At 44.2% G+C, this 17,096-nt stretch carries 16 protein-coding genes; 3 read left to right on the plus strand and 13 right to left on the minus strand.

Going from position 1 to position 17,096, the window contains the following annotated elements:
• Positions 1-110 precede the first annotated feature (110 nt).
• Complete coding sequence (gene lpdA / locus MHI38_RS05685) at positions 111-1,535, minus strand: dihydrolipoyl dehydrogenase (RefSeq protein ID WP_154888471.1); 1,425 nt, start codon at positions 1,533-1,535, stop codon at positions 111-113.
• Positions 1,536-1,768: 233 nt separating this feature from the next.
• On the opposite strand from lpdA, the gene MHI38_RS05690 reads away from it, so the two are divergent.
• Positions 1,769-2,086 carry a DUF2627 domain-containing protein gene (locus MHI38_RS05690; RefSeq protein ID WP_090922472.1) on the plus strand — a complete coding sequence of 106 codons (318 nt, stop codon included), beginning with the start codon at positions 1,769-1,771 and terminating at the stop codon, positions 2,084-2,086.
• A 40-nt stretch (positions 2,087-2,126) separates the two neighbouring features.
• Here the strand turns inward: MHI38_RS05690 and MHI38_RS05695 are convergent, their stop codons facing one another.
• Positions 2,127-2,339, minus strand: a complete 213-nt coding sequence (locus tag MHI38_RS05695) for a hypothetical protein (RefSeq protein WP_154888469.1) — start codon at positions 2,337-2,339, stop codon at positions 2,127-2,129.
• A 176-nt stretch (positions 2,340-2,515) separates the two neighbouring features.
• On the opposite strand from MHI38_RS05695, the gene MHI38_RS05700 reads away from it, so the two are divergent.
• On the plus strand, positions 2,516-3,115 hold the full coding sequence (locus MHI38_RS05700) for a thymidine kinase (protein ID WP_090922476.1): 600 nt from the start codon (positions 2,516-2,518) through the stop codon (positions 3,113-3,115).
• 104 nt (positions 3,116-3,219) lie between these two features.
• On the opposite strand, the gene MHI38_RS05705 is transcribed toward MHI38_RS05700, so the two are convergent.
• The 4 genes from MHI38_RS05705 to MHI38_RS05720 form a co-directional block, all read right to left on the minus strand.
• Positions 3,220-3,696, minus strand: coding sequence for a hypothetical protein (locus tag MHI38_RS05705; RefSeq protein WP_090922478.1), 477 nt, complete (start codon positions 3,694-3,696; stop codon positions 3,220-3,222).
• Positions 3,697-4,235: 539 nt separating this feature from the next.
• Positions 4,236-4,889 carry a hypothetical protein gene (locus MHI38_RS05710; RefSeq protein ID WP_154888467.1) on the minus strand — a complete coding sequence of 218 codons (654 nt, stop codon included), beginning with the start codon at positions 4,887-4,889 and terminating at the stop codon, positions 4,236-4,238.
• 268 nt (positions 4,890-5,157) lie between these two features.
• Positions 5,158-6,192, minus strand: coding sequence for an NAD(P)/FAD-dependent oxidoreductase (locus MHI38_RS05715; protein ID WP_154888464.1), 1,035 nt, complete (start codon positions 6,190-6,192; stop codon positions 5,158-5,160).
• Positions 6,193-6,344: 152 nt separating this feature from the next.
• The gene (locus MHI38_RS05720; RefSeq protein WP_261764508.1) at positions 6,345-7,943 is read right to left on the minus strand and encodes an AraC family transcriptional regulator; all 1,599 of its coding nucleotides are present in this window, start codon (positions 7,941-7,943) and stop codon (positions 6,345-6,347) included.
• A gap of 582 nt (positions 7,944-8,525) precedes the next feature.
• Here MHI38_RS05720 and MHI38_RS05725 point away from each other — a divergent pair.
• Positions 8,526-9,344: a hypothetical protein gene (locus MHI38_RS05725; protein WP_154888460.1), complete on the plus strand. Its 819-nt coding sequence runs from the start codon at positions 8,526-8,528 to the stop codon at positions 9,342-9,344.
• A gap of 322 nt (positions 9,345-9,666) precedes the next feature.
• Here MHI38_RS05725 and MHI38_RS05730 read toward each other — a convergent pair whose 3' ends face one another.
• From MHI38_RS05730 to MHI38_RS05760, 7 genes are all read right to left on the minus strand, one after another.
• A complete protein-coding gene (locus MHI38_RS05730; protein WP_154888458.1) occupies positions 9,667-10,629 on the minus strand; it encodes a GGDEF domain-containing protein in 963 nt (320 codons plus the stop codon).
• A gap of 298 nt (positions 10,630-10,927) precedes the next feature.
• Entirely contained in the window at positions 10,928-11,743 is an 816-nt protein-coding gene (gene spo0A / locus MHI38_RS05735) for a sporulation transcription factor Spo0A (RefSeq protein ID WP_090922491.1), read from the minus strand.
• A 204-nt stretch (positions 11,744-11,947) separates the two neighbouring features.
• On the minus strand, positions 11,948-13,276 hold the full coding sequence (gene spoIVB / locus MHI38_RS05740; protein WP_090922493.1) for a SpoIVB peptidase: 1,329 nt from the start codon (positions 13,274-13,276) through the stop codon (positions 11,948-11,950).
• 120 nt (positions 13,277-13,396) lie between these two features.
• On the minus strand, positions 13,397-15,115 hold the full coding sequence (recN, locus tag MHI38_RS05745) for a DNA repair protein RecN (RefSeq protein WP_090922495.1): 1,719 nt from the start codon (positions 15,113-15,115) through the stop codon (positions 13,397-13,399).
• A gap of 23 nt (positions 15,116-15,138) precedes the next feature.
• Positions 15,139-15,588 carry a transcriptional regulator AhrC/ArgR gene (gene ahrC, locus MHI38_RS05750; RefSeq protein ID WP_090922497.1) on the minus strand — a complete coding sequence of 150 codons (450 nt, stop codon included), beginning with the start codon at positions 15,586-15,588 and terminating at the stop codon, positions 15,139-15,141.
• A 90-nt stretch (positions 15,589-15,678) separates the two neighbouring features.
• A complete protein-coding gene (locus MHI38_RS05755; protein ID WP_154888456.1) occupies positions 15,679-16,164 on the minus strand; it encodes a hypothetical protein in 486 nt (161 codons plus the stop codon).
• An 85-nt stretch (positions 16,165-16,249) separates the two neighbouring features.
• A complete protein-coding gene (locus MHI38_RS05760) occupies positions 16,250-17,095 on the minus strand; it encodes a TlyA family RNA methyltransferase (protein WP_154888454.1) in 846 nt (281 codons plus the stop codon).
• Position 17,096 lies beyond the last annotated feature (1 nt).

Consider the following 17,096-nt stretch of genomic DNA (forward strand, 5'->3'; position numbering starts at 1 on the left):
CAAGTCCTACTACCCGATCTTATAACCTGGTACTAAGACTTGGCTTAACCTTATTATAATCCCTTTTGCCCAAAAAAGGAAAGTACCTTTCTCACCCAGGGTTGTCTGACTTACATTCCAATCGCTTTTCCATCCACGGCTAACATCGCTTCGCCCATAATTTCCGACAATGAAGGATGCGGATGTATGGTCTGTCCGACTTCCCATGGCGTTGCATCCAGCATTTGTGCCAATGCAGCCTCAGCGATCAATTCCGTAACATGGGTGCCAATCATATGTACCCCTAAAATATCATTCGTTTTGGCATCCGCAATAACCTTCACGAATCCATCGCGACTTCCGTGAATCAAAGACTTGCCGATGGCCTGGAATGGGAACTTGCCGGTTTTGATCTCGTATCCGCGTTCCTTAGCTTCTTTCTCGGTGAATCCAATGCTGGCAGCTTCCGGGCGTGTATACACGCAGCGCGGAATCCGATGTGCTTCAACCGGATGCACGCTCTCACCAGCAAGATGATTGACTGCAAGGATGCCTTCGTGACTTGCGGCATGAGCAAGCTGTAACCCGCCGATACAATCACCAATCGCATAGATATGGCCTTCTCCAGTCTGCAGGTGTTTGTTAACCGCAATAAAACCTCGTTCCACTTTGATATCGGTATTCTCAAGTCCAATATTTTCAACATTAGCTTGACGCCCAACAGACACCAGCATTTTTTCAGCCGTCAGAGCTTCTACCTTATCTCCCGCAAGCTGCACGTCAATGTTCACGTTCTGATCATCGGTGTGGTAACTGTCGGTCATCAGCTTAGCGCCAGTCAAGAAACGCACGCCTCGTTTACCAAGTAAACGTTGCATTTCTTTTGCTATATCCTCATCTTCTGCAGGAAGCACATGAGCCGCTGTCTCAACCACCGTAACACTCACGCCAAAGTCATTCAGCATAGAGGCCCATTCCAGACCGATTACACCACCGCCCACAATGAGGATTGAAGCTGGCAATTCGTCCATGCGGAGCGCTTCATCACTGCTCATGATGTATCGTCCATCCGGTTCAAGACCCGGTAGCACGCGTGGACGTGAGCCCGTAGCAATAATCAGGTTCGTTGGAACAACCGTGTCCATCTCGCCGTCCTCATACTCCACCGCTACAGCCCCGCTCTGTGGTGAGAAGATCGACGGCCCGATCACACGTCCTTTGGCGTGCACGACTTCGATTTTATTTTTTTTCATCAAATATTGAACGCCCTGATGAAGTTGCTCCACAATCGCATCTTTACGCGCCTGGACCTTCGGGAACACAAGCGTTGTTCCTGTTGTCTCGATGCCGTAGCTCTCGCTATCCTGAATCTCAGCGTACATCTCGGCACTTTTTAGCAGCGCCTTGCTTGGGATACATCCACGATGCAGGCAAGTTCCACCTAGCTTGTCCTTTTCTATAATAACGACCTTTTTGCCTAGCTGGGCAGCACGGATCGCCGCAACATATCCGCCCGTTCCTCCACCTAATACAGCAACATCACATGGTATTGGCATCTCTATGTTCTCCTCTATATGCTCATTTTTTTGAAAATAAATAATAATAAAATGACCTGTAATACCTAATTTACTTCCTACCCTCTATATATCATTGTACTCTCCTTGCGCGGTCAACTCAAAATTTAACCCATTCTCGCATGGACAGTCTGTACATTCCAAGCTATGATATAAGCAGGGATTCCCTGTAAGCGTAACCTTTATTTTATGTCTACACTGGCAGAAAGGGTATAATGCTCATGAATACAAAAATAGTCTTTGCGCGCTTTCTCGCAATTGTTATACTCGTTATCCCAGGCTTAATGGCCATGAAGGGCTTCCTCATGATGAAAGATGCCTTATTTCTATATTACGCGGAGCACGGAAACGACCTGATCGCTCCCGGATTCCAGTGGCTTTCCTTCTTGGGTGGGCTCGTGCTTTTTGCGGCAGGCATGAGTTTTCTCGGCGGCTGGATTCTGTTTCGCGACCGCAAACGCAATTATGTAGGACCACGTTTTCGCTCCAAAAAACAGTCAGAACAGATGGAAACACCCGGAAGCACTTCATGATTCCGGGCTTTTTTGTTTTCTGCGCATGATTAGAGATGCTTCATTCATACAAGGCATCTCGAAGTTTAGTGGACATGCGTGACTCTTTCGAAGATGATTTCAGAATCGTTCTGCGCAATGTCAGATTGCTGGCTTGTAGCCGTTCTGCTTCTGTCAGTAGTTCCGTAAATAATGCCTGCGCAGCTTCATCCAGCTTGCCTTGTTTATTCAGCTCCTCATATCGTTGCTTCAGTGAGGTTAATGCTTCGTTCATTGGTAACACCTCTTTTCAGATAACTCTAGTGGCGCAAGCTTTCGGAACCAACATCGTAACCATCCATATAGTAACACAAACCGATTTATATTAGTTCTGGCTCTTTCCAAAGAAGATGTGGTAATCTGTAATGGTCGCTTTTTTTGAATTCCGTATGCGAGAGGGGTAGCAGCACCGTGCAAACTGGACGTATTACCGTAATTACTGGACCCATGTTCAGTGAAAAATCTGGTGAACTTATTCGCCGTTGTCAGAAACTTATTCAATTTGGCCGTAAAAAGGTCGTTGCCTACAAACCAGCCGAGGATGATCGATTCGCTCAGGACGAGATCGTAAGCCGGATCGGCTACAGACTTCCTGCCCATTCCATTCCCCGGCAATTAACGCCGGAATCCGTTGAGACCATTCTGAATCAAACCATAGATGCCGATGTTGTTGCCTTTGATGAAGTTCAGTTTTTCAGCAGCGCCATCATGGAACTCGTTTCCGAACTAGCTTACTGTGGCAAACATGTGATTGTGGATGGACTGAACATGGATTATCGCGGAAAAGAATTCGGATATATCGGTGGCCTGCTTGCCATGGCTGATGATATTGAGAAACTTTCTGCATTCTGCGCGGTATGCGGCAGCCCGGATGCTGCCTTTACACAGCGAATTGTCAACGGAGAACCTGTTACATTGGGTCCAGTTGTCATGATCGGCGATTCGGAGGCTTATGAGCCCCGCTGTCGTTGCTGCTTTATTCCTCCTCATAAAGTGGAATGCCCGTCCTAAGATACACTCAGAACCAAAGCCCAATTGGGCTTTTTTTTATTGTCTGCAACAGAACAGGCACAAAAAAGCACCGCTGTGTGCGATGCTCTCCAAATCACTTCCCGCTAGTCACGGGAAACAAAATATTTGTTGGTCATGTAATATGCGTCGCCACGTGACGTTTCTACCATTCCTTTTTTGGCATCCAGGAATACAATCTCTTTACATTTCGTGCAATACCATTTGGTACGTTTATAAGGAGATTCTGTGACGTAGGCCGTGCCGCATTTACAATCAATTTTCATCAATAGCTCGGTGGATTTATAAGCACTGGACAGACGTTCCAGGTTATCCTGCTGCTGTGTTGGCATGATCGTCTGCTGATAATCGGATAAATGATTTTGAACCTTAAAGTCTGCGACCAAACCTGCATTTAACCCAAAAAATTCTTTGCCGATCTCCGTTACGAAGCGTCTCTCATTTCTATAACAATCGAGCCATTCAACAATCTGCTTATTAGACAGTGGAACCGTACCCTTGATACCGCTATTTAAGGTGTAGGTCATGATGTATAAAGTATCGTCTTGTCTTCCTGAGTACATTAGAATCCTCCTTCGAATACATTTGCTAATGTACTACAAAAACGCGCATAAATCAAAAAAATATTGTTTCCTGAGCGCATTTCTTCTTATTAAATGGGAAACATACCTCTCTCATCTGCTATTGTCTTACAAGAACTGCATACACCTGTAACATTTCCCTGTGGAGCGGCATAATACACGACCCTTTTCACAGGTTTCCTGCAAATGGAACAGTAGTTCCTCCTTTCCTTTTTTGGAGTGTAGTCCGATAGCTTCACTACGTTTTGCTGCCGCCGAAACCTCCGTAAAAAACCTAGCCAATTCATATTCGCTTCACTCTTTCTTATGCGCTAGCCTTGTCGTCGTTTTTTCCTTGGCCTGCAAAATCGCGCCACCTGTTATGTATACGATTCCAAGTTGTGCGTGCCGATCTCATATTTTATTCGACGTTTCGGGTGTTTTTCCTGTTTTAATCTCAGTACATATTAAAAAAAACCGTAGACACCTGTATTCTCTGCACCCGAGAAACAGCGGCCTAATCGGTTTTTTCAGTCATCGTTTTATTTATAAAATGTGCCCAGTACGTCGAGATCCGATGAACGCTCTATGCGAAAAGGATAGATGAACCCCTGTTTCAGTTTAGCGAACTTTCGTCCCCACAGATCCAGTCCGGATGTAAACTTATAAGCCTGATATATGAATTTGGAACAATAATTTCGCTCGACACTTAGAAGGTTCGTTTGCAAGCGGTAGAACTTCACCTGCTTGTAGTGTTCTTGAACCCATTCTGCTGCCCGCATACCCACCTGATGGAGCTTGGAACGGAATACAATAAAGCGATCCCCTTCATAAAAGCGAGTGAGATACCAGTCCAATGTATCCGCAAAAACCGGCCCGTAAGGATGCACATGATACACCTTTCCGTCCAGACCAATAATGCCCATATGCCCGGCATAATAAGTTGATTCCGAGCTTGGCGTATAGACGATGTCCCCTGGCTCAAGCTTCAACAATTTTAATTCACTTAGAGGCATATCCTGCTGTTGCCTTTTTACAGCGGCACGTTTACGTCGGCCCTCGACCAATAAATGATGCAGTGCTCCGGCTGTAGCAAGATAAACCTCGGACCATTTCACTCGTTTCATATTCACGCGTTGAAGCAATCTTTGAATGAAAGTCGTATTTTGTTGTCCGGATGATGAGCCTTTTTTCATTGTTGTACTCCACCCTTGTCGAAATGTAATCCGGTTTTGAGTCCCTAAGCTAGCATGCAAGACGTGAAAACCTGTTATTATTCGCGCAAGCCTCTTGTAGATTTTGATTATAGACGGTTTAGAGCTGATCTTCAATCCAAAACCTGTTCAAAGACTGTTATATCTTGTGCAATTCTAACTACTTCATACGCACATGATACAAAAAAATAACCTCGGAAAAATTTCCGAAGTTATTTTAAGTTCAAGTCTTGTTTCGACTTAATATTAACTACTCTACAACACCAAGCGCTTTGTTTTTTTCTTTGAAGCGACTGTTATGAGAAGAGACATAAGCTACTTTTTCGGCTTCCGGATCCATATATAACTTCGCACTGTTAACAGCTAGAGCTGCATCTGTAAATGTACCCGCGATCAGATACAATTTGCTTCCATAATCGACGAAATCACCCGCGGCAAAAACACCAGGTATGTTCGTTTGCAATCTTTCGGTCGTGCTCACATGCCATTCACCCAAGTCTAATCCCCAATCACGAATGGGACCAAAATCACTCTTCATGCCATGATTGACAATCACAGCATCCACTTCAAGCATCTCCGTCTCTCCGCTTTCCATATGTGTAACGGTTACCTGTTCAATCATATCCCCGCTTATGCTGTGTAACTTCTCAATTGCGTAGGGTGTGCGCACGTCAACTGAGGATTCTTTCATACGCGACACGTTCCGCTCCAGTCCTCCGAAGTGATCACGTCGATGTACGACCGTTACCTGCTGAGCCAAGCTCTCTAGCTCATTCGCCCAATCCACAGCGGAATCTCCTCCACCCGAGATTAACACTCGTTTACCGCGGAAAGGCTCGAGCTCTTGCACCGTATAATGTAGATTGGATACTTCATAGCGGTCTGCCCCTTCAAGCTCCAGTTTCGCCATTTTGTATATTCCGTATCCTATTGCCAAAATGACAGTGCGTGTCCAGTGTTGCTCACCTGTAGCAGAAGTTAGCAGAATGGTGCCATCCGCTTTACGTTCAAATCCTTCAATCTGTTGTTCAAACACGAGTGTCGGTTCAAATGTGCGCGCCTGCTGCTCCAACTGTTTAATCAGATCTTCACACAGGATGGGTGTTACCCCTCCAACATCCCAGATCATCTTTTCCGGATAAAACAGCATCCGTCCTCCCAATCTGTCGCGTGCCTCAATTAATTTCGTTTTCATATCTCGCATACCGCTATAAAAAGCAGAGTACATGCCTGCCGGGCCGCCTCCGATAATCGTCACATCATAAAGCTCTAATTCTTGATTCATCTCTACAGGACCTCCATCCACTCGACTATGGTAATTAATTATATGATATTGATTCTCATTATCGTTTAAGTCTAATGGAAATGGGTTCAAATTACAATCCCAATATCATTTTTGCCTCCTGCGTAACTTTATGTGCACGATTTCCTCTTCATTTATTGTGCTCTTGGAGCAGACAAAAGTTTATCTACAACAAAATCGAGTTGTTTATTGATGGAATAGATGTCTGAATAATAAAAGAAATCAAAATCAATCTCGATCAACCGACCTTCTTTGACCGCCTTAATGTTACGCCATATCGGATTATCCGTTAGAACATCTGCCCCTTCATACACAGAGCGGAACACATAGTCACCTATGTATTCTGGAAGAACTTCCATTGAGATTGTAGAGCCATCTTCGTCTGATACGACATCGATTTTGTCTTGTACTACTTTAGGAGCTTTCATCTCCAAATACTCATAGACTGCCTGAGAACCCCGACCAAATTGCTTGCTCTCCACAACGACCATACCTTTTAGTCCGCCTTCAATAATGGAAATGGTTTTATCCAATATACCAGCGTCTGCAAGAGTTTTTTTACTCTCTTCCACTTTGCTGTTAAGGTTGTTAATCAAGACTTCAGCTTCCTTCTCTTTGCCAAAAATGCTGGCTATGCTGTGAAGCCGTTCTTCCGTTGTCATTTTCTCGTACGGAATATACACCGTAGGTGCGATATTTTTCAACGTGTTATATGTTTCTTCCGACGGAACAATAATCAGGTCTGGATCAAGGTCAATGACCGCTTCAGGGTTCGGTTCGAACCAGGTACCGAGTGAATTTACACCTTCAAGCTCACTCTTGTAAGCAGCCCCGTCGTATACATCTGATGTAGCGATTGGCTTGACTCCAAGTGCAACAACATCACCTTGAAGATACAGCACAACAACTCTTTTCGGATTAGCCGGAACGATAACATCACCTTTTATGGTCGAGACCGTGCGTGTTTCTTTATCTTTGTTTACTTGACTTCCCGTCTCTGATGTTACTGATGAACTACTGTTAGTCGAATTAGCACCCGTTCCTTCTCCAGCTGAAAGTGTATTGGCGGTACCTGAAGAACAGGCCGTAAGGAGCATCGTTAGACTTAATATTGCAATCATGATCATGCTGGAACTTGAATTTTTTCTTTTCATTGGTGTGGACCCTCCGTTTATATATCGATAATGATTATCATAATCAATATATCTTGACTTCAATGCCCAGCCAATGGACGATTCGGATACGTGCAATGGACGATCTTCTATTCGGCCCAATTCCTTCATCTTCTTTTGATACAGGGTTGGAGACATGCCCACATGTTTCTTGAAGATTCGGCTAAAATAATATACATCTGAATAACCAACCTCTGCAGCGATATCACCAAGCTTTGCATCTGAACGTACAAGTAAATCCTGAGCCTTGCCGATTCGCGTCTGAATTAAGTAATCGATGGGACTGTAACCCGTCTTTCGTTTGAATCGCATAGATAAATGACGCGAGCTAAAATTGAATTGTTCTGCTAGAAAATCAAGTGTGACCTGTTCTCTATAATGCTGATGAATGTATTCAAGCGTCTGTTTTACCGGATCAACAACTTCGGTTTGAACCTCTTGTGCAGCTAGCTGAACCATCAGTTCATGAATGAATTGATAAAACAGACTCTTCGTATACAGCAGGTCCAAATTGGTTGGTTGCGTCCATACTTTCTCCATCTCATTAAGATACCTTAACAAGTTCAATGGACTCCTCGGTGTAAATCCATATTGTAAGGAAAACGGAGCACCTAGAACCTGTCCTTGTAACCACCTTTTACGATAATTTGGAAATGCTCGAAATGCTCTGTAATACAACATAATATATTCGAAATCTTTATGGGCCTGTATATTCAATAATGATCCTTTGGCTCCATGAATTAAAAAAAATGGTTCTGATCTATACTTATGTCCATTCAATTGAATGTCGGCTGACCCTCGAATTGAATATATAAAACAAGCAGCAGGCAGTGTATATGATCCATGTTGTATTTCGTTCTTTAAGACGATGCGGCGTATATCCAGCACCTTCACGGCCGCATAATTCCAATATTGCATCTGTTCATTTAATTGCATTATTTCTCTCCAATCTCCGTTTCTCCTGAAACAATAACCGCTAAAAACCACACACTCATTGATAACCATTATCAATTATCCTGATAAAGTTCGCAATACTTTACATAAAGTATATTTTTAGTGAGCAGGTAGAACCTTCATTCTTCTCCCTCATCAACCGATATATGGATAAAAGACCGTTACCATACTAAAGAGGGAGAAGGTAAAATGAATTCAATTTCACCTGCAACCAAAAGCAGCTTCACACCACCGGCCAGCCCGACCTCAAACCGAGATAAAGAAATTCAAGGGTTGATGCAGCAGAAAGTAAAATTAAATGAACAAATCCACGTTGTTAAATCCAATGATGAGCTTGATATCAAAACTAAGGCAGAACGCATAAAATCCTTAACCGGTTCCATTGCGCAGATTGATAGTCACATCGCGCAGATCAAAGCAGAAGAGATGGAAGAGAAGAACAAGTTACAACAGATGAATCAGACGAAGCAACCACAATCGAAGCCTGAAGAGCCACAACAGACTCCGTCAATGAATCATCTTATCAAGCATAGTCAGACGTATGATCAGATGGGAAAGCTGGTTGGTTTACGGGACAAAATGCAAAGTTCAATTCATACGATTGAGGGGGAAACCCGGTTTGACCGGATTGTGTTGGAGAACGACACACACAGCGATATTGGCAAAACGCAGATGCTTGAAAACGCGGAACGCACGGTTTTTCAGAAAAAAAGAGAAGTAATGCAGGATCTAGAGTCCAACATAAGAAAAGCGAATCATAAGCTCGGTGAGTTGGCAGACGATATTCATAAGCCTGGAAGTCACGATTCGGGACAGTTTCCCTCATCTGTAGGTTCGCGCAAAGAAGAATCCCAAGAGATTGACCGAGGAAAATCGGCGGTACCTAAGTTGGAAGACAGTGCTCCCGATGAGGAAAAATCAGAACAGGGACGCGTAAGCAGCTCTGTACCAAACAAAGCAAGTGAATCTGCTGCTTCGGCTTATTCTTCTGTGGACATTCGTATCTAACGGAGAAAGAATACGTTTGGCCTTATACGGATCTAGACTGAATGCAATTATACATATTCTCAGCCAGTTTAATATTCCCTTTCTATCACGAAACGATCTTTTATTACTTAACACATGTGACTGTGAATTATTTATAAAGATCTAATTAGACAACGCTGTTTTTTGGGACGTATTCTCCAAATCTCGGCGTTTTTTTGTCATTCACCATTGACAGTGACTCAGGCTCATTTGATTTGCACGGATTTAAGCTTCAATTTCAATATGATTACTTCTCCTCTAAACCGTTAACATTAACCTATGTAGTATCTAAGTTTAGGTACAACTAGGCCCGCACAGCCTCCCCCTCCATGTCATTCGAACAAATGATGCTGCCATTGATGGATTTGCAGCTTTTTTTCACACGTGTAGCTTCATCAATAATCTGATTAATATTTTCATATCGTTGATATAGATTGGTTACAACTGCGATGGATACCGATACTAAAGGAATGGGTCGATTCAATCCCGAGCGGCCTTCACCCATCACATACTGATTGTTCCAGTCCTGTTCATTGTAAAAATTTTTCTTCAACTCTTCAAACTGGGAAATGACTTCTTCACAGACCCGCTTATACTGATGGTGGTTCAGGATTGCGATAAAATCATCCCCGCCGATATGTCCAAGAAAAGCCTCTGCTACCCCAAAATGCTCACGGAGTAAAGTGGCCGTTGCTTGGATAAGCTCGTCCCCCAATTTGAAACCATAGCTATCGTTATACGATTTGAACTGATCCAGATCAATGTATAGAACACTGAACTGATCCTGTTTAAGTACCTGAACTAATCGATCATCTATGATTCGATTGCCGGGAAGCCCTGTTAACGGATTCATAAAAATCGCCATTTCCGCTCGAACATCCGCAACCTCTAGCAATAATCGCCGAATACTCACCGCCCCATGGAATCGACCTCCAGATGTGACCAGAACCAAATCATACAGATCCGCTTCTTCACGCTTCATCGCCGCCACGCTGACATCTGTAATTTGTTCCGAATAATCTACGACCAGTGCGTTTACGTTCATAAGCAGCTTCACAGGACGCCCCATGTAGAGATTGTAACCATATTGTGAGCCGATCTGTTGAAAAAAACGTGTTCGCATCATCAATGAAATTCCTTTTTTCCCTTCAACCGCTACACCCTCCAAATTTGGATTGGATTTAAACAGTTGATATAAGGCATCACACTTGGTTTCTGGCAGTACGACTGGAATCGGTTCAGCAATTTCACCTATTTGAGTAAACACATAAATCAACCCCTCGCCATATCATCAACCATGTCACTTTTGATCTATCCGTGGTCACATCGTACCACTTTTTACCTAAAAAAGCGTTAACTTCAGGTAAATTTTTTCGAAAAACACCAATGCTTTGCTTAAATCTGTAAACTTTTTAGGTAATAAGTCACATTTACACTTTTTCGTGTTGTTCAATATGCTGAGTGACAATACAGCACATTCCGTGTCCAAAATAAAACACACCCCTTCGATACTCGCCAGGAGCGATTGAACGAAGGGGTGTACATTATTTTTACTCCTTATCCTTTCAGCTAACCTTATGCTCAATTCTCAGCTTGTCAGCGACCATCGCGATGAACTCGGAGTTCGTCGGTTTCGACTTGCTGATGTTGATTGTGTAGCCGAACAGGTGGCTGATGCTGTCGATGTTGCCGCGTGTCCATGCCACTTCAATGGCGTGACGGATGGCACGTTCGACGCGAGACGGCGTCGTTTTGAACTTTTCGGCAATCGCCGGGTACAACGTTTTGGTGATGGCGCCCAAAATTTCGATATTGTTGTATACCATCGTAATGGCTTCCCGCAAATACTGATATCCTTTAATATGCGCAGGAACTCCGATTTCATGTATGATTGACGTGATGCTGGCATCCAGATTTTTGTGTTTGCCCATCGGTACAACATTAGATTTATTGATATACATGGAGGAAGAAGAACCGCTGCTTGTAGACATTGTCGTTTGCGTGCCTACAAGCTGACGCACCCGATTCGCCAGTACTTCCATGTCAAATGGCTTGAGAATATAATAGGAAGCTCCGAGTTGCACAGCACGCTGTGTGATGTTTTCCTGGCCGAATGCAGTGAGCATAATTACTTTGGGCTGCGGAGACAGGTTTAAGCCGCGCAGGCGTTCCAACACGCCGAGTCCATCCAGATGAGGCATGATAATATCCAGAATTAACACATCCGGTACATCCCGAGTTTGTTCCAGTAATTGCAGTACTTCTTCACCGTTGTATGCAATACCGGTCACTTCCATATCTTCCTGTTCGGATATATATTCGGCGAGCAAATTCGTAAATTCACGGTTATCATCGGCCAGCAATACCTCAATTTTTTGCAAAACGGTATCCTCCTTTTATTTAAAACCTCGTATTTTACAATTTCGTACATTTCCTTACACGTTAAATTTTCGACACGCCAAGTGAAATTCCTTCTGTCGAAAATTATTTTTCTTTATTTTTTTTTCTTGATCCTTTATAATAAATATTTTATTTCAGCATACGATATAATATGTTTACTTTCGACAAAAAAACCTTAAAGCTGTTTAACCAGCCTTAAGGTTTTTCGCTTGACCTTTTTTCATCATTACACCAGCATCTTGAAGCATCCATTCAATGAAGCATCCATAACCCGATTTCGGATCATTCACAAAGACATGAGTCACTGCACCAATAAGCTTGCCATCTTGAACGATCGGGCTACCACTCATTCCTTGAACGATGCCACCCGTCTTATCGATCAGTTTAGGGTCTGTAATACGCAATACCAACCCTTTTGTCGCTGGCTCCGATTGATCGGCAACATGCACAATATCGATGGTGAATCGCTCGACCTGTTGCCCATCGACCACAGTCAAAATTTCAGCCGGTCCCTCCTTCACTTCATGTGAAAAAGCGACAGGTATTCCTTGCGAATACAAGCTATGTTCCGGATTCTGAGACATCTTACCGAAGATACCAAAAGCCGTATTACGCTCGATGTTTCCTAAAATTTTGCTTTCTTTAAGAAAATGGGCTCTTTTCTCACCAGGATCACCAGTTTCACTTTTCGAGATGGATGTAACATTAGATTGTACAATTTGTCCACTGCCTACAACGATGGAGGTTTGAGTATTCATGTCCGTGATGACATGACCTAACGCCCCATAAACGCCTTGATCAGGTGCATAGAAGGTAAGCGTACCTACACCAGCTGCCGAGTCTCGAATGTACAATCCCAGTCTCCATGCTTTATCTTCTGCATCATACGCCGGGGTTAACTTGGTTTTAATGGTTTCATTCCCCCGTTTTAGCACAACATCAATACCTTGATTACGTTTACCAGCAAGTTCTACGGCCTCGGATACACCCGATACACCATCCAGACGTTTGCCATCCATATGTGTAATCAAGTCACCTAATTTGATCCCGGCCGCTTCACCTGGTGATTTTTGTTCATCCGGATTAGAACGAACGAGATGATGCCCAACAACCAGGATACCTGCAGATTTAACTTTGACGCCAATCGTTTGACCCCCTGGAACAACACGCAGATCAGGAATTACGTTTACATTAACCGTTTTAACGGGAATTTTCCCCCATAGCTTCAAGGTTAGTTTAGCATGTCCCGTCTGCTGAGGATGAAGATGTAAAGGTTCCTGACGAGTAACCTTGAGCGCAGACTGATGATCCAGTCCAACGATATCCGGCCGATCTACGACAGCGCTTGAAGCGGCTGGTACTGCAAGCCTGACGTCTGCTTGCCTGCCCGCAAAGACCTGCACTTCATCAGGCAGAGAAGCATAACTCTGCATCGGCTGTACAACCTGGCTAAGTACACATAGAAAGAAGGCAAATAAAAGACCTAGCAATTTTTTCCTGAGGGGGGAATTCAATGGCTGTCACACTCCCTTTGCTTCTTTCGCTTGACGAAAGGTGGTCGCCAATTGCGTACCTATAAGATAACCCCGCCCCCAGGCTTTTATTACTGTCAAACATTACGCCAGCCGTCCGTTTCACCCTTTTTTGGCTTCCGCCAAATTCAGCATTTCTTGCGCATGATGCAATGTTTTTTCTGTAATTTCCACACCACCGAGCATACGTGCCAATTCTTTCACTCGGCCTTCCTCGGACAGCGATTCCACTTGAGTCATCGTGCGTCCGTCGTAAACATGTTTCTCGATCAAATACTGATGATCCGCCATACAAGCTACTTGTGGCAAGTGTGTTATTGAGAATACTTGACACGTCGAAGACAGACGATGAAGCTTCTCCGCAATGGATTGTGCTGCCCGGCCGCTGACCCCTGTATCCACCTCGTCAAAAATCAATACCGGAATGCGGTCATGACGAGCAAATATGCTCTTCATCGCTAACATGATTCTGGATAATTCTCCGCCTGAAGCGATTTTACCTAGTGGCCGAAGAGGCTCACCCGGGTTAGGAGAGATCAGAAATTCCGCATTGTCGGCACCTTGGCGGCTGAACCTAATACGGCGTCCATTCCATTCAATGCCCTTTGGATCTTCAGCAGGCACGATCTGAACACGTAGTGACGTTCGTTCCATCTGCAGATCCTTGAGCTCACTTTCTACCTGAGCAGCCAGTTCCTCCGCACATTGTTTACGCACTTTGCTTAGCTCCTCAGCCGATTCCATCACAAGCACAAGCAGTTTGTCACGCTCCGTACGAAGCTTCTCCAAGCGCTCATCTTTGTTCTCTAGCTGGTCGGTCTCATGACTGATCTGTTCATAATAATTCAAAATGAGTTCTACACTATCTCCATATTTGCGTCTTAGTCCAGAGATTAGATTTAATCGTTGCTCAACTTCCTCCAGTCTGCCGGGATTAAATTCGATTCGTTCCCGATAATCCCGCAGTTGAAAGGTGACGTCTTCCAATTGGTAAAAAGCCGACTGCAGTTGCTCCACAATCGGCTGCAATCTTTTGCTGTCATATCCAGAGATATCTTCAATTTGGGATAAAGCTATGCTTATCGCTTCTAATCCGCGTTGTCCACTCAGTAAATCGTATGCACCCGAAACACTGTCCATCATTTTCTCGCTATGGGATAGTTTGACCCGTTCTTCGCCAAGTAATTCATCTTCCCCTTGGGTAAGACCAGCCGCAGCGATTTCTTCCAGTTGAAAACGGTACATATCAAGCAGTTGGTAAGCCCTCTGGCTTGACTCTTGTAGCGCCCGCAATTCCTTCTCAGCTGCAATAAATTTGCTGTAGCGCTCCTGGTATTTAGCTTTGACGGGTCCGATTATATCGGAGCCATACGTATCCAGCAACCCGAGATGACTTTCTGCACGAAGCAGACTCTGATGCTCATGTTGACCGTGAATGTTGATCAGCTTCTCGCCCACTTCGCGTAGCATTGTCAAATTCACAAGCTGTCCGTTAATCCGTGATGTACTTTTACCCTGCGTGTTTAATTCACGCCGAATCACCAGATGTTCCTCGGGCTCACAGTGAATACCCAGCTGCTCCAGCGTATTCCACACCGGATGACTAGGCTCCATCTCAAACAGCGCTTCCATCTCTGCTTTGTCACATCCGTACCGAATCAGATCTGCTGAACTCCGTCCTCCCGCGATCAAGCCGAGAGCATCGATGATAATGGATTTACCTGCACCGGTTTCCCCAGACAACACATGAAATCCCGGATGAAAGACCACATCGACTTCTTCCACCACGGCGAGATTGCGAATTGATAATGTAACTAACATCTGCAAAAACACCTCCGGCTGATTTAAGCAATATATCCCATTATGCGCTCAATGACAGTGACGCTGTTGTCTTCTGTACGGCAAATAATAAGGATTGTATCATCTCCACAGATCGTGCCCATCACTTCAGTCCACTCGATATTGTCAAGCAATGCTGCAATGGAGTTCGCTGTTCCCGGCAAACATTTCATCACTACAAGATTGTTGGTGTGATCAATGTGCAGGAAATTATCCACGAGCGCGCGCTTGAGCTTTTGAATCGGATTATAGCGCTGATCGGTTGGCAATGAATATTTATATCGTCCATCATCCATTGGAATTTTGATTAAAAGAAGCTCTTTGATGTCCCGCGATACCGTTGCCTGTGTCACTTGAAAACCCGCTTGTCGCAATGCTTCAACCAGATCATCCTGGGTCTCTATTTCATTTTGACTAATAATTTCACGAATCTTGATATGTCGTTGTCCTTTCATACATGCCTCCAATTAAAAATGTATTGCAAAGATGCAGTCTTGACCTTTAATGCAATGCTGTATCATGCCATATTTCAAACTTATTATATATTAATCCAGATCCTCTCCATCATACACGTCTTCTTGATAATCCATAAGCCTGATTACCATTATATCGGAATCATCCAGATCTACATAAAGCAATCCTTCACATCCAGGGTACAATAATAAATAGGGAAGAAAGCGATCCCTTATAGCAGGTCCGCTTCGTTCAAGCGGTTGCCTGCGACGGGAAGTTTTGACTAGATACCTTGCATCCTGCCGCTCAGCAACATAATCAATAAACAACCTGCTGTATAAAACGGAATTATCGGCCTCAAAGGCTAAAGGTACTTTCATTTTCCCGCCAATCACGTCGTATCCATTTGCCTCAAGTAAAGTCAGAGCAGGAGAATCTTGAATGTTTTCATTAAGTCTCAACTCGGCAAAGCTTACCGGAATCGGACGATTCAGCCAGCTACGCAGTCCGAGAAACAACCATACGATTAAACAGACAGCAAACACACCAATAACGATTGTGTCATATTGACCCTCCATTACCGCTCACCTCAGTGATATATTCGAGATCGAACACCCGTTTTCCTTTGTCCCAAAATATCTTTCCAGCGAAAAGAAACCCATCCTATGATGAGTTTCCCGTAAAAGTATGAGCGGCTTCTTTGGCGACCTGCTCTGCAAGTGCATCAAGTGAAGCCTCGTCGTTCTCTGGTTGTGTGGCCTCTGGTTCTTCCAGACGCCAGTGTGCGAGAAATTCGATATTCCCCTCCCCACCCGTAATCGGTGAGAAGGTCAGGCCTTTCAGGTTTAATCCAAGTTGACTGGCAAAATGAAGCATGGTCTGCAATACATCCTTGTGTACCTTCGGGTCTCGGACAACACCTGATTTACCCACTTTATCTCGTCCCGCCTCAAACTGTGGTTTAATTAGAGCCACAATATCCGCAGGCCGTTGCAACAGAGCCAAAAGCGGCGGAAGTATAATTCGTAAGGAAATAAAGGATACGTCAATGCTTGCAAAGTTTGGCACAGGTCCACTCAGATCTTCAGGAGTGACGTAACGGAAATTCGTACGTTCCATCACGGTGACCCGCTCATCATTACGCAGTGACCAGTCCAGTTGATTATACCCCACATCAATGGCGTATACATGGGATGCGCCATGTTGAAGAGCACAATCCGTAAAACCACCAGTGGATGAACCGATATCCAACATGACAAGATCATTCATATTCAGGTTGAAATGACGAATCGCTTTTTCAAGCTTTAGTCCACCTCTGCCTACATAGGGATGCACCGAACCTTTTACCTTCAGCTGAGCATCCCTTGGAATTTTCATGCCTGCTTTTTCAATCGGTTCATTATTGGCATACACAAGTCCAGCCATAATCGCTGCCTTTGCCTTCTCACGGCTTTCGTAGTAGCCCTGTTCCACCAGCAGCACATCGATTCGTTCTTTCGGGAGTGACATG

Origin of the sequence: Paenibacillus sp. FSL K6-1558 (assembly GCF_038002565.1) — a bacterium.
GTDB classification, from domain to species: domain Bacteria; phylum Bacillota; class Bacilli; order Paenibacillales; family Paenibacillaceae; genus Paenibacillus; species Paenibacillus polysaccharolyticus.